The sequence below is a fragment of the Delftia sp. 60 genome (assembly GCF_002754395.1).
Lineage (GTDB): Bacteria > Pseudomonadota > Gammaproteobacteria > Burkholderiales > Burkholderiaceae_C > Comamonas > Comamonas acidovorans.
The window spans coordinates 2,159,782-2,173,502 of the sequence record NZ_PEFD01000001.1 but is presented as its reverse complement, the minus strand read 5'-3'; the positions used below and the strand labels follow the sequence as shown (position 1 = coordinate 2,173,502).

The 13,721-nt window shown below is 69.0% G+C and carries 10 protein-coding genes; 8 read left to right on the top strand and 2 right to left on the bottom strand.

The annotated features are described in order from the left end of the window. The first annotated feature begins 7 nt into the window (after positions 1-7). The 7 genes from CLV01_RS09835 (at position 8) to CLV01_RS09805 (ending at position 6,060) form a co-directional block, all read left to right on the top strand. Positions 8-784, top strand: a complete 777-nt coding sequence (locus CLV01_RS09835; RefSeq protein WP_096915530.1) for an SDR family NAD(P)-dependent oxidoreductase — start codon at positions 8-10, stop codon at positions 782-784. Positions 785-795: 11 nt separating this feature from the next. Further along, entirely contained in the window at positions 796-1,554 is a 759-nt protein-coding gene (locus CLV01_RS09830; RefSeq protein ID WP_099734416.1) for an SDR family NAD(P)-dependent oxidoreductase, read from the top strand. A gap of 191 nt (positions 1,555-1,745) precedes the next feature. Continuing rightward, a complete protein-coding gene (locus tag CLV01_RS09825) occupies positions 1,746-2,078 on the top strand; it encodes a hypothetical protein (protein ID WP_228676805.1) in 333 nt (110 codons plus the stop codon). After that, a complete protein-coding gene (locus CLV01_RS09820; RefSeq protein WP_099734417.1) occupies positions 2,075-3,181 on the top strand; it encodes a CobW family GTP-binding protein in 1,107 nt (368 codons plus the stop codon). Before CLV01_RS09825 ends, CLV01_RS09820 begins: the two co-directional genes overlap by 4 nt. 23 nt (positions 3,182-3,204) lie before the next feature. Continuing rightward, positions 3,205-4,395 carry an ABC transporter substrate-binding protein gene (locus CLV01_RS09815; protein ID WP_013803739.1) on the top strand — a complete coding sequence of 397 codons (1,191 nt, stop codon included), beginning with the start codon at positions 3,205-3,207 and terminating at the stop codon, positions 4,393-4,395. Positions 4,396-4,465: 70 nt separating this feature from the next. Next, a complete protein-coding gene (locus CLV01_RS09810; RefSeq protein ID WP_099734418.1) occupies positions 4,466-5,542 on the top strand; it encodes a GntR family transcriptional regulator in 1,077 nt (358 codons plus the stop codon). A 128-nt stretch (positions 5,543-5,670) separates the two neighbouring features. After that, complete coding sequence (locus CLV01_RS09805; protein WP_013803741.1) at positions 5,671-6,060, top strand: hypothetical protein; 390 nt, start codon at positions 5,671-5,673, stop codon at positions 6,058-6,060. 81 nt (positions 6,061-6,141) lie between these two features. Here CLV01_RS09805 and CLV01_RS09800 read toward each other — a convergent pair whose 3' ends face one another. Beyond that, a complete protein-coding gene (locus tag CLV01_RS09800; protein ID WP_099734419.1) occupies positions 6,142-7,656 on the bottom strand; it encodes a L,D-transpeptidase family protein in 1,515 nt (504 codons plus the stop codon). After that, positions 7,656-8,930, bottom strand: coding sequence for a L,D-transpeptidase Cds6 family protein (locus CLV01_RS09795; protein ID WP_373681044.1), 1,275 nt, complete (start codon positions 8,928-8,930; stop codon positions 7,656-7,658). The genes CLV01_RS09800 and CLV01_RS09795 overlap by 1 nt, the downstream gene beginning before the upstream one ends. Positions 8,931-9,477: 547 nt before the next feature. Between CLV01_RS09795 and CLV01_RS09790 the strand changes: the two genes are divergently transcribed. Next, the gene (locus tag CLV01_RS09790; RefSeq protein ID WP_257221252.1) at positions 9,478-13,683 is read left to right on the top strand and encodes a hypothetical protein; all 4,206 of its coding nucleotides are present in this window, start codon (positions 9,478-9,480) and stop codon (positions 13,681-13,683) included. Positions 13,684-13,721 lie beyond the last annotated feature (38 nt).

Genomic DNA, 13,721 nt, shown 5'->3' with positions numbered 1-13,721 from the left:
GGCCGCCATGAACCCGGACACCCCCAGCAACAAGGTGGCCCTCGTCACGGGCGCCGCCAGCGGCATAGGCCAGGCGCTGGCCGTGGCCTATGCACAGGCAGGCATTGCCGTGGCCGGCAGCTACTACCCCCGGGATCCGCACGACCCCGGCCAGACCCTGGAACTCGTCGAACGCGCGGGCGGGCGGTGCGTCATGGAGGCGGTCGATGTGGGCGATGCCGAACAGGTCGAGCACCTGGCCCGGGTCGCCGTGGACCGCTTCGGCCGGCTGGACTTCGCCGTCGCCAATGCGGGTTTGCTGCGCCAGGCGGCCCTGGTCGAGATGAGCGATGCGCAGTGGCTGGAGGTCATCAACATCGACCTGGGCGGAGTGATGCGCACCTTCCGGGCCAGTGCGCGCCACATGGCTGCAGGCGGGGCCATGGTGGCCGTCTCCTCCATTGCAGGCGGCGTCTACGGCTGGGAGCAGCATGCCCACTATGCAGCCGCCAAGGCAGGCGTGCCCGGGCTGTGCCGCGCCGTGGCCATGGAGCTGGCACCGCGCGGCATACGCTGCAATGCCGTGATCCCCGGCCTGATCGAGACGCCGCAATCGCTGGACCCGGTCAACTCGCTGGGGCCTGAGGGCCTGGCGCAGGCGGCCAGGGGCATCCCGCTGGGACGCGTGGGGCAGGCCCGCGAAATCGCCGCCCTGATCCGCTTCCTGACCAGCGACGAGGCTTCCTACATCACCGGCCAATCCATCATTGCCGACGGCGGCCTGACCGTGCGCTGGCCCAGTTGAGGACATCCGACATGAACACCTCCAAGCCCCTGGACGGCCGCCGCGCCGTCGTGACAGGCGCGGGCAGCGGCATCGGCGAAGCCATCGCCCTGGCCTATGCGCAGGCCGGCGCGCAGCTGTTGCTGGCCGACATCGATGCCGCCCGCGCCGACAGCGTGGCACAGCGCTGCCGCGCGCTGGGCGCGCAGGCCGAGACCGTCATCGGCGACGTGGGCGACGAGTCCACGGCCCACCGCATCATCGACAGCTGCGTGCAGGCCTTCGGCGGCATCGACATCCTGGTGAACAACGCCGGCATGCTCACCCAGTCGCGCTGCGCCGACATGTCCACCGCGATGTGGGACGAGATGCTGCGCGTGGACCTGCGCAGCGTCTTCCTGTGCGCGCGGCGCGCGGTGCCGCACATGCAGGCGCAGCGCTGGGGCCGCATCATCAACATCGCCTCGCAGCTGGGCATCAAGGGCGGCGTGGAGCTGAGCCACTATGCAGCGGCCAAGGCCGGCGTGATCGGCTTCACCAAGTCGCTGGCGCTGGAAGTGGCACCCGACAACGTCCTGGTCAACGCCATTGCCCCCGGCCCCATCGCCACGCCGCTGGTCGATGGCATCAGCGCGGACTGGAAGCGCGCCAAGGAGGCCAGCCTGCCGCTGGGCCGCTTCGGCCGCGCCGACGAGGTGGCGCCCACCGCGGTGCTGCTGGCCTCCGATCCCGGTGGCAATCTGTATGTGGGACAGACGCTGGGCCCCAACTCCGGCGATGTCATGCCGTGAAAAGAAGCACCCCCTGAGTCGCTTCGCGCCTTCCCCCTCTCTTCGGAGGGGGGCGTACGGGCAGCCGGCGACATCCTCGGTGCGGGGCGGCGCGGCCGGCATAGGCCCTTCCTCGGTGTCTCTGCTCTTTGGCTGCGCCAGTTTCGCAGGCGGCTCCATTCGCAACCGAAAGGGTTTCTGTCATGTGTGGAATGTGCGGTTTGCTGCAGGCCTCCGGCCACTGGAGCCAGGCGCCGGCCGGATCGGCCGGGCGACGCCAGCGGCTGATTCAGATTGCGCGCGCCAACCGGCTGCTGGCACTGTGGCGGCTGCGGCTCAGCGACTTCCATGGCCAGTCCTATGTGCTGGCCGGCCCCACGGGGGCCAGCGTGCTGATTGCCGATTTCGGCGCGCTGTGGCCCGCCGCCGAGCAGATGCTGGGCCGAGCCCTGGATCCGCTGGCCATGCCGTGGCAGCCGGCGCAGGCACAAGTGCGGTCACAAGGGCGTGCACCAGCGCAGGAACACAGGGAGCAGGCGCCATGAGCGGCCTGACGGACCGCCACGGCGAGCGGCTGCCCGTGGGCGTGCTCACGGGCTTTCTGGGCAGCGGCAAGACCACGCTGCTCAGGCAGTGGCTGCAGGACTCGCCCGCGGGCGAGACTGCGGTGCTCATCAACGAATTCGGCGCCGTGGGGCTGGACCATCTGCTGGTGGGCCGTATAGACGCCGACACGGTGCTGCTGGACAACGGCTGCGTCTGCTGCGCCATACGCGGCGAACTCAAGGACGCTTTGTGGCGCCTGCACCAGCGCCGCCTGCGCGGCGAGCTGCCGCCTTTTCAAAGGGTGCTGATGGAGACCACGGGGCTGGCCGCGCCCGGCCCCGTGATCGCCACCCTGATCGGCGATGCGCAGCTGCGCCAGATCTTCAGGCCGGCCTTCATCTCCACCGTGGTCGATGCGCTGCATGCCCCGTGGCAACAGTCCCAGCGCCCCGAATGGCTGGCCCAGGTCGCGGCGGCCGACCGGCTGTACCTGAGCAAGACCGACCTGGCCACGCCACAGCAGGCCGAGGCACAGCGCGCGCAACTGGCGCAGATCAATCCCCTGGCCAGCATCGTCACCTGCGGTCCTGGCGCAGCGGTACCGCCTGCCTGGCAGATGCAGGAATCCCATGCTCTGCAAACCGATTGGCTGGCACGCGCCATTGTCGGCACGCCGCGCGGCCGCGCGGGCCAGGGCCAGGGCCAGCGCCAGGGCCAGGGTCTGCACGCAGGCGCCCAGGCGTTCTGCCTGGAACTCGACAGCCCGGTGGACTGGTGCGTGCTCACCCTGTGGCTGACCATGCTGCTGCACCGCCATGGCGACCGGCTGCTGCGCCTGAAGGGACTGGTGGCCGTGGCCGCGGATGGCTGGCCGCAGGGGCAGCCCACGGCGCTGCACGGCATGGGCCATCTCATGCACGCCCCCGAGCACTTGCCCGAGTGGCCGGGCGAGGACAGGCGCTCTCGCCTGGTCTTCATCACGGCCGGGCTCGATGAGCAGCAGATCAGGGCCTCCTGGCAATCGTTCCAATCGTTCTACCGCCTCCACTCGCAGGACAATGGCAGCCAGACCCCGGCAAGTCCCTCACCCCACACTGCGTGAACCTCCACGGCAAGGACCGCAACATGCGCAAGAACGATCCCGAACTGCGTGTCCTCGGCACCTCGGTGACGCTGACCGAAGCCCTGCGCCAGCGTGCGCAGCAGGACCTGGGCATACGCATCCATTTCGAGGTGCTGGACGGCTTCGACGCCCAGCGCCAGGCCGTGATGCGCCAGGACAGCTTCGACCTGTACGACCAGTGGTTCCACAGCGTGGATTTCCTGTGGCCCACCGGCACCCTGCAGCCCATCGACACGGCACGCCTGACCTGTTGGGACGAGGTCAACGCCCTGCCCCGCACCGGCCGCATCACGCCGCAGGCGGCCTTTGGCGCGGGCTGCAATCCTGTCACGCGCCTGTATGTGCAGGCCGATGGCAGCGTCAGCGATGTGCCCAGCGCGCATATTTCCATGCTGCCGCTCACGCACAACGTCGACAGCTTTGTCTACCTGCCCGCCGCCCTGCCCGCGCTGTTCGACCAGGCCGAGGAAAGCTGGTCCTGGCTGGTCTCCCCCGCCTGCCGAGGGCGCGCTGCGCTGCAGGCCGATGCCGCCATCGGCGCGCTGGACGCGGCCCTTGCCCTGCAGGCCAGCGGCGACATGCGTTTCGGCGACATCAGCAACCTGGGGCTGGAGGAAATCGACCGGATGATGGCCGTGCTGCTGCAGCGGCAGGAGTCCGAGCAGTTCAGGGGCTTCTGGGGCAACTACGCCGATGCGGCACGGCTGATGATCGATGCAGGCGTTGCCATCCAGAGCCACTGGTCGCCGGCCATGGGCCACTACCGCGCGGCGGGGCTGGACTACCGGCTGGCCTGTCCGCGCGAAGGCTACCGCGCCTGGTACGGCGGCCTGGGCATCTCCAGCCAGGCCAGGGGCGACACGCTGGACGCCGCCTACCGCTACCTGAACTGGTGGCAATCCGGCTGGCCCGGTGCCGCGATGGCGCGGCAGGGCTACTACATCTCCAACCCGCTGCGCACGCGCGAGCACCTGAGCGCCAGCGAATGGGACTACTGGTACGCCGGCCTGCCCGCCGCCGAAGACCTGCAGGGCACCGACGGCCAGCTCGTGGTCCCGCGCGGCAGCGTGCGCGACGGCGGCTCCTACGAGCAGCGCCTGGGCCGCATCGCCGTCTGGAACACCGTCATGGACGAGCACAACTACCTGGTGCGCCAGTGGGCCACGCTGCTGCGCCGTGCGCGCGCCTTATAGTCCTGCCCGATGACGGCCCCCGCTGGCGGCGGCACACGCACACGCACACGCACACGCAGATGAAGCAGGAATGAGAAGAGCCATACAAGCATCCACGCAGACTGCGCGGGACGAAGAGACCGGCGAGAGCGGCGAATCTGGCGATTCCGAGCGCCGGCTGCGCTATGAACTGATACGCCAGCGCCTGCGCCAGGCCATCGTCGAGCAGCGGGTGGCGCCCGGCCTGGTGCTGCTGGAGGGGCCGGTGGCCAAGGTCTTCGGCACCAGCCGCATTCCCGTGCGCAAGGCCTTCGAGCTGCTGCATGCCGAAGGGCTGCTGAGCACCTTCGACGGACGCGGCTACCTGGTCGCCCGGCCCGGGCAGGCCGTGCAGCCCCAGCGCCTGACGCTGGACGCGCAGGCCCTGGGCCTGGAGGCGGGCCAGGCCACGATCCACATTCCATCGGAGAGCGAGCGCATCCACGACGAGCTGGAGCAGTCCATCTCCATCGCCATGATCTTCGGGCGCTTTCAGATCGATGAGAGCGCCGCCATGGACCACTTCAACGTCAACCGCGTGGCCCTGCGCGAGGTGCTGAGCCGGCTGGTAGATAGAGGGCTGGTGGAGAAAAGCACCTACGCCGCCTGGCGTGTGGCCGCGCTGACGGCACGCGCGGTGAATCAGGACTTCGAGCTGCTCGCCTTGCTGGCGCCCGCAGCGCTGCGCGAAAGCGGGCCGCGCCTGGACAGGGACATGCTCGCCAGTCTGCGCCACGGCCTGCAAGGCGCGACGGCGCCAGGTGTTCTGGACACGCAGGAACCATTGCGCCTGGAACAGCGCCTGGAACAACGAGTCGAGCAGCACCTGCATGGCGACTTCCTGGCCCGGCACCCCAACGACAAGCTGGTGGGCATGCTGCAGCAGTGCCAGATGCCCTGGCTGATCCACAGCACCTTCTGCCGCATGTTTCCGCAATCGCCCAACCCGCCGCTGACCGAGAACTGCCGGCAGATCGTCGATGCCTTGTGGGAGGGGGAGTATGAGCGGGCCGCACAGGCGCTGCAGGACTATCTGGCCCAGGCGCGCAAGCGCGCCCAGCTGCAGCTCAAGGTGCTGGCCGTGCTGCCTGAGACGCAGCTGCCCGCCTACCTGGTGCGGCAGACCTGATCTTGTGATTCCTGCAGTCGGCTGCCGCTGCCCGGCGCGGCTGGTTGCATGTGGAACCGCTGGTTTGCCTGCCGTTCACCGGGCGTTTACGCAAGCACGGCATATTGGGCGCCCAAAGGACCGCACCGATGAACGCCCTGCGCATCAGCACCACCGTCTTCACCGAAGCCAGATTCTGGAGCCTGGTGGTTTTCTCGGTCGTTCTTCCCTGCGCCATCTACGCGGCCCTGCTGGCCAAGCGCAGCATCTCGCGCACCACGGTACTGCTGTTCGGGCTGGCCCTGGTGGCCATGGCGGGGGTGGATGTCTACCTGCTGCAAAGCCTGGCATCGGCGGCCCGGCAGACGCCGTCGCTGTCGGACAACGCCATCTTCGTCTCGGAGCTGTCCACGGCGCTGTACCTGCTGCCGGCCATGATTGGCGGGATCGGCGTGAACATGACCTCGCATGTGCTGATACAGCATCTGTTCGATGCGGAGCGGCGGTTCGACAGCAACCGCAAGAACGAGACCACCTGAGCCGGCCGGGCCCCGCCTGGCGCTATCGGGCGCTATCGGACGCTATCGGGCGCTATCGGGAGCAACCGGACTCGGCCCGGTTCAGCCCATCACGTCTTCGGAAAAGAGCTGCCAGCGCCCGCCCGTCTTGCGCCAGTACTGGCGCAGCGGCAGGCCTTCGGCGAAGGCCTTGCTGCTGGCGCGCAGGTTGACCACGCGGATCTCTCCCTTGGCATCTTTCCAGGAATAGATGGACAGGTCCTGCAGCGTCACGCCGGGGCGGTTCAGGTAGGCGGCCAGCCGTTCCTGCGATGCGCGCGAGGCGGGCGACTGCAGCAGGTCCGGCGCGTAGAGCGCGGCCAGCTTGCGCGGGTCGGCCCCGTCCCAGGCGCTCTTCCATTCCTCGACGACACGCACAAAGGCATCTGCCGCCTTCTGCTGGGCATGGGCCTTGGGGGCCACCCACTGCAGCTTCTCGCGGATCAGCACCGGCGTCTGCCGGTCCACGGTCTGCATGAGCAAGGTGAGGTCGGGGTTGGCCAGCACCAGGCAGCCATCGCTGGCCTCGGGCGCGCGCGAGAACTGGTCGGGCGGCGAGCCATGCAGCCAGATGCCGCTGCCCGAGCGGCCCACGGCCTTGTCCCAGTCGTTGGGAAAGTTGACCGTGAGCGCGCCCTTGCCATAGAACTCCGGCAGCCGGGGTCCAGGGATGTGGCGGCCCACGAAGTAGATGCCCAGCGGCGTGCGCTGGTCGCCTTCCTGCCATTTGTCCGTGCCCAGCTTGCCCACGGAGACATAGAAATCCCCCACCAGCCGCAGCCCGCCCGCCTCATGGGCGAACAGGTACAGCCGTGACTTGCTGGCGTCGATGGCAATCGCATGCCGTACCGACGCGCCCAGCATCAGGAACTCGCCGGGAACGGATCCTGCAGGCGGCGCGCCGCTGTCGGCCTGCAGGCGGCGCTTGAGTTCGTTTTGCAGATCCTGCAGCTGGGCCTGCGTGGGACTGGCCGGGCCTTCCAGCCGCGCGACACTGCCCACGGACAGGTTGTGCCGCACCAGCACGCCCTGGCCCGGATGGCCGGGAGCGGAGGAGGCGGCGACGGGCGTGCCCGCCAGCACCTCGCCGGCACGGCCGGTCTTGAAGCGCAGCAGGTCGGCATACACCAGCTGGGCTGCGCGGAAATTGGGAACCTCGGCGGTGAGATCACCGGCGGCCTTCAGCGCGCCGTCCAGATCCCGCTGCTCCACCTGGCGGATGATGGCCAGCAGGCGGGCCTCCGCCTGGCTTTGCTGTGCGGGGGCGGCGGCCTTGGCATGGGTGGCTGCTGCGGCAGCGGCACCGCCCGCCGTGGCCACCGCAGCGGCGGCCAGGGCGGGCTTGCCCGATGCCGCGCGCAGCCTGGCTGCGCCCGCCTTGCCGGAGGCAGGCTTGGAGGAGACAGGCTTGGCAGCTGCCGTTTTGGAGGCCTTGGCCTTGGCCTGCTTGGCATGGGCCACCGGGCTGAAGGACACCGCGGACAGCGCGACCAGCAGCACGGCCACCCCGGCGGCCCGCGCATGCAGGCGCAGCAGGCCGGTGGGTGGCAGTGCCAGGGGACGCGCTTTTTCAGGCATCAGGAGCCGGTTCCTTCATGGGTGATGCGCCATTGTCCCTTTTCGCGCTGCATGCGCAGGGTCTTGCGGGTAGTGGTCTTGAGCGCGCCCGATGCGTAGTACTGGCGGAACTGGGCCGTGGCCTTGTCGCCATCCACGGTCACCTTCAGGTCGCGCACATTGACGACGATGGCGGTGCGGCCAACGATGCGCTGGCGGCGCTGTTCCTTCCACTTGGCCAGGCTGCTGCCATCGGCCGGGGAGAAGTGGTCGCTGTAGGCGTCCAGGTAGCGGTCCATGTCCTGGCCGGCCCATGCGGTGGACCAGGCCTTGACGGCGGCTTCCACTTCCTGCGCGGCAGCCGATTGTGCGGCCTTCTTCTCATCGACGGCAGGCGCTGCCTTGGCAGGCTCGGCGGCGGCCACGGCGGTGGCGGCGGCTGCGGTGGCCGGAGCAGCGGCCTTGGCCGCTGCCTGCCTGGCTTCCTCGGCCGCGCGGGCCTTGTCCTGTGCGGCCTGAGCTGCCTGAGCTGTCTTTTCCTGGGCCAGCTTGGCCTCTGCCGCCTTGGCTTCCGCCGCCTTGGCCTGGGCCAGCTTGGCTTCTGCAGCCTTGGCCTCGGCAGCCTTCGCTTCTGCAGCCTTGGCTTCCGCCGCCTTGGCCTGGGCGGCCTTGGCGTCGGCGGCCTTCACTTCAGCGGCCTTGAATTCGGCAGCCTTGGCCTCTGCGGCCTTGGCTTCGGCGGCGCGGGTCTCGGCCAGCTTGGCGTCGGCTTCGCGTGCCTGGGCTGCCTTGGCATCGGCCACCTTGGTCGAGGCGGCCGTTGCCGTTGTCGTGGCCTGGGCCGTCTTGACCTGGGCGCCGCCCTGCTTGGGGAAGATCTGCGTGATCAGGGCCAGCTTGGGCTGGATGGCCTGGCGCGATCCGTCCAGCTGCAGGGCCTTGGCATAGGCATCGCTGGCCATGCGCGCATACAGGTCGCCCAGGTTCTCATGCGCCGTGGCGTAGCTGGGGTTGGTGCGAATGGCCTGCTCCAGCACTTCCGAGGCCTTGCGCTCCTGGCCCTCGGCGGCGTAGAGCACGGCCAGGTTGTTGTAGGGCTCGGGCAGGCTGGGGTAATCACGGGTCAGCGCCGTGAAGATCTTGATGGCCTGGGCGTTCTGCCGCTGCTCCGCCGCGATCACGCCCTGCAGAAAGCGCATCTGCACATCGGCCGGGTTCTGCTTGAGGTAGGCCTCGGCCTGCTTGGCGGCCTGGGGCGCCTTGCCCTGCTCCAGCAGCCGGGAGACCTCGTCCACCGCCTCCTGCGACGCATGGGCAAACGCCCCGCACAAAGCGGCCCCCAGGCTGAAGGCGGCAATGGCCACAGGTCGGGCTATCCGCAAATAGGTACGACCCGGCACTCGCGACGGAACTCTGGACGAAATCAGCATATGGGCGCTCTCTACGCAATGAAAGTTGGAAGACGGGCCTGTTCGCTTTTGGGCTTCTTGCACACGCCGATATGCGCCTGCAGCCAAAAGCCAGCGATTTTATAGGCGAAAGCCACCTTGCCCCGCTGCATGGGTCCTTGAGACAAGGGCCATGAAACACGGCGCAAAGCCAGCTCCGAGGTAACGGAGCGGACCGGGCGGCGTTACGTAACGTGTGCCGTAACAGACCGTTGCTGAGACATTGTGATCAATAACAAAAACCATACAAATCAATATCTTAGGAAGATTCCTAGGCCATCCAGACCTGCCACCGGCACATGGCATGCATGTTGCACAAAAGGGCTCGACAGATTTCACGGCTTCCAAGCCACCGTCTGACCTTGTCGTTTCAACCCTTGTCTGGAGAGAGCAAATGACCGCCCAATCGATGCAGCCCACTGGCAACACCACCGTCAGCCCCGTGCAGTTTGCTGACCAGCAGCCCTCCACCGTTGTGCTTGCACAGCTGGGCACATCGAACACGCAGCCCGGCGCGGCTGCGGTGCTCATGCCCCGGGGCGCCGGTCCCGCCACGATGTCCCAGGTCAGCCCGGGCGTGCAGATCGTGCGCAACGGAGAAACCCTGATGGCCCAGCCCGGCAGCGCGCTGCAGGTGGGCGACAAGATCATCGTGCCCGCCGACGGCAGCGCCAAGGCGCTGTTCCAGGGCAAGGACGGCCAGACCCTGGTCGGTACCTTCGAGGGCGGCACGCAGGCCACGCTGACCCAGCGCGACGGCGACGGCGCAGGGGCCATGGTGCTGGACCTGGCCTCTGGCAACGTCCAGGTGGCACCCGCCAATGACGGCGACGCCCTGGGCCTGATCGTCACCAAGGAAAGCGCCGCGGCCGCAGCCGGTGGCTCCGTGCTCAGCGACTTCCTGCTGGCCGGCCTGATCGGCGCGGGCGGCGTGGGCCTGATCGCAGCAGCCAACAGCAGCGACGACGATCCGGCGCCCCCGCTCCCGACCGACCCCACCAACCCGACGAATCCGACGGATCCCACGAATCCGACCAACCCCACCAATCCGACCAATCCGACGGACCCCACGAATCCGACCAATCCCACGAACCCGACAAATCCGACCAATCCTACGAATCCGACCAACCCCACGGATCCTACGAACCCGACCAACCCCACCAATCCAACAAATCCAACGAACCCGACCAATCCGACCAACCCCACGGATCCCACGAATCCGACCAACCCCACGAACCCAACCAATCCGACCAATCCCACGGAGCCCACCAACCCGACGAACCCGACCAACCCGACGAATCCGACCAACCCCACGGATCCCACGAACCCAACCAACCCTACGAACCCGACCAATCCGACCAACCCCACGGATCCCACGAACCCCACCAATCCTACGAACCCCACCAATCCGACCAACCCCACGGATCCCACGAACCCGACCAATCCCACGAACCCGACCAATCCGACCAATCCGACCAACCCCACGGATCCTACGAACCCGACCAACCCCACCAATCCCACGGATCCGACGAACCCGACGAACCCGACCAATCCCACGGACCCCACCAATCCGACGGATCCCACGGACGGCCATGGCCTGATCACCTCAGTGCAGGACGTGGTGGGCGCACTGTCGGGCGGCACGGTCGCCGGTCCGGTGGGCAACCTGATCGATACGCTGGTCAATCCCGGCAACGGCACGCTGTCCGGGGTGACAGGCCTGCTGGAGAGCCTGACCAGCACCAATGGCGGGCCGCTGGGCGTGCTGACCGAGCTGGTGGACGGCCTGGTCAATATCCAGAATCAGGGCCTGGAGCCCCTTATCAGCACGCTCAATGAGCTGCTCAAGGGCCTGGACGAAGCGGGTTCCGGCGGCTCCATCGGTACGGTAGTGGACAACGTGCTCGGCGGCCTGCTCGACGAAGACGGTGCGCTGGGCAGCCTGCTGGCCGGCGTGGGCGGACTGCTGGGCGGCCTGGTGGGCGGCGGAACGGGCAATCCTCCCGGCACGCCGGACAGCGGCGTGGTCACCTCCGTGCAGGACGTCGTGGACGGCCTGCTGGGCGGCACCGTGGCGGCCCCCGTGGGCCAGTTGCTCGATGCGCTGACCAATCCCACGGACGGACTGCTGTCCACCGTGACCGGCGCGCTGGAGAACCTGACCAATGTCGAGGGCGGCCCGCTGGGTGTGCTCACCGAGCTGGTCAACGGCCTGACCCAGGTGGACGGCGAAGGCCTGGCCCCGGTGATCGGCACGCTCAACGAGCTGATTGCAGGTCTGGGCAACGGCCTGGGCGAAGATGGGCTGGGCGGACTGGTCGGCAGCCTGCTGGGCGGCCTGGTGCCCGGTGGCGGCACGGGTGGCGGCACGGGCGAAGGCCTGGTCACCACGGTGCAGGATGTGGTGTACGGCCTGCTCGGCGGCACCGTCGCAGCCCCTGTGGGCCAGCTGCTGGACGCGCTGGCCAATCCCACCGATGGCACGGCCTCGGTCGTCACCGGCCTGCTGGAAGGCCTGACCAGCGTGGACGGCGGCCCCCTGGGCGTGCTGACCGAACTGGTCAATGGCCTGACCCAGGTCGATGGCCAGGCACTGCAGCCGGTGATCGGCACCCTCAACGGCCTGATTGCCGGCCTGGGCAGCGGACTGGGCGAGGGCGGCATCGGCGAGCTGGTGGACGGCCTGCTGGGCGGCCTGATCCCCGGCGGCACGGGCGGTGGTAGCGGCGACGGCCTGGTCACCACGGTCCAGGACGTGGTGGACGGCCTGCTCGGCGGCACCGTCGCAGCCCCTGTGGGCCAACTGCTGGATGCGCTGGCCAATCCCACCGATGGAACGGCCTCGGTCGTGACCGGCCTGCTGGAAGGCCTGACCAGCGTGGACGGCGGCCCCCTGGGCGTGCTGACCGAACTGGTCAACGGCCTGACCCAGGTGGACGGCCAGGCCCTGCAGCCGGTGATCGGCACCCTCAACGGCCTGATTGCCGGCCTGGGCAGCGGCCTGGGTGAAGGCGGCATTGGCGAGCTGGTCAGCGGTCTGCTGGGTGGCGATGGCGGCCTGCTGGGGGGCGTGCTTGGCGGCGACGGTGGCTTGCTGGGCGGCGTGCTTGGCGATGATGGCCTGGTTGGCGGCCTGCTGGGTGGCGACGGTGGCCTGCTGGGTGGCGTGCTTGGCGATGACGGCCTGGTTGGCGGTCTGCTGGGCGGCGACGGCGGCCTGCTGGGTGGCGTGCTTGGCGATGAAGGCCTCGTCGGCGGCCTGCTGGGCGGCGATGGTGGCCTGCTGGGTGGCGTGCTTGGCGAAGACGGCCTGGTCGGCGGCCTGCTGGGCGGCCTGGTTCCGGGCGGCGGCACAGGCAGCGGCGACGGCCTTGTCACCACGGTGCAAAACACCGTTGGCGACCTGCTCGGCGGCACGGCCGGCGCCCCTGTGGGCCAGGTACTGGATGCGCTGATCGACCCCGGCACCGGCGCACTGTCCGTGGTCACGGGCCTGGTGGAAAGCGTGACCCAGGTCAACGGTGGTCCGCTGGGTGTGGTGACGGACCTGGCCAACGGTCTGACGCAGGTCCCGGGCCAGGCACTGCAGCCGGTGATCGGCACCGTCAACGGCGTGCTGGCCGGCCTGACCGGCGGCGATGGCCTGCTGGGTGGTGTGGTCGGCGGCGACGGCGGCTTGCTGGGTGGCGTGCTCGGCGATGACGGCCTGGTCGGCGGTCTGCTGGGTGGCGACGGCGGCCTGCTGGGTGGCCTCACGGGCGGACTGACGGGCGGCTCCGGCCTGGTCGGCGGCCTGCTCGATACGGTAGTGGGCGACAACGGCATCGTTGGCGGACTGCTGGGCGGCGACGGCGGCCTGCTGGGCGGCCTCACTGGCGGTCTGACGGGCGGTCTGACGGGTGGCTCCGGCCTGGTCGGCGGCCTGCTCGACACGGTGGTGGGCGACAACGGCATCGTTGGCGGACTGCTGGGCGGTGACGGCGGCCTGCTGGGTGGCCTCACGGGCGGATCGGGCCTGGTCGGTGGCCTGCTGAACACCGTGACGGGCGACAACGGCGTCGTCGGCGGGGTGCTCAACACCGTGGCCGGTGACAACGGCATCGTCAGCGGCGTTCTGGACACGGTGGCAGGCAACAACGGCATCGTCAGCGGCGTGCTCGACACCGTGGCCGGTGGCAGCGGCATCGTCAGCGGCGTGGTCAATACCGTGGCGGGCGACAACGGTGTCGTCAGCGGGCTGGTGAACACCGTGGCCGGCGACAACGGAATCGTCAGCGGCGTGGTCAATACCGTGGCGGGCGACAACGGTGTCGTCAGCGGGCTGGTGAACACCGTGGCCGGCGACAACGGAATCGTCAGCGGCGTGGTCAACACGGTGGCCGGCAACAACGGCATCGTCAGCGGCCTGCTGGGTGGCGGCAGCAGCGGCGGCGGCCTGCTGGGCGGGCTGCTGGGGGATCGTCCGGCGGCGGGCTGCTCGGTGGCCTGCTGGGTGGCACATCGCACGCGGCAGCGGCCTCGGTCGCCGAGCTGGATCCGATTGCCACCTCCATCAGCAGCCATGCCAGCAGCACGGCCGATGCAGCAGCCAGCGTGCTGACGCAGCAACTGCACCACAACACCCTGCTCTGAGCGGCC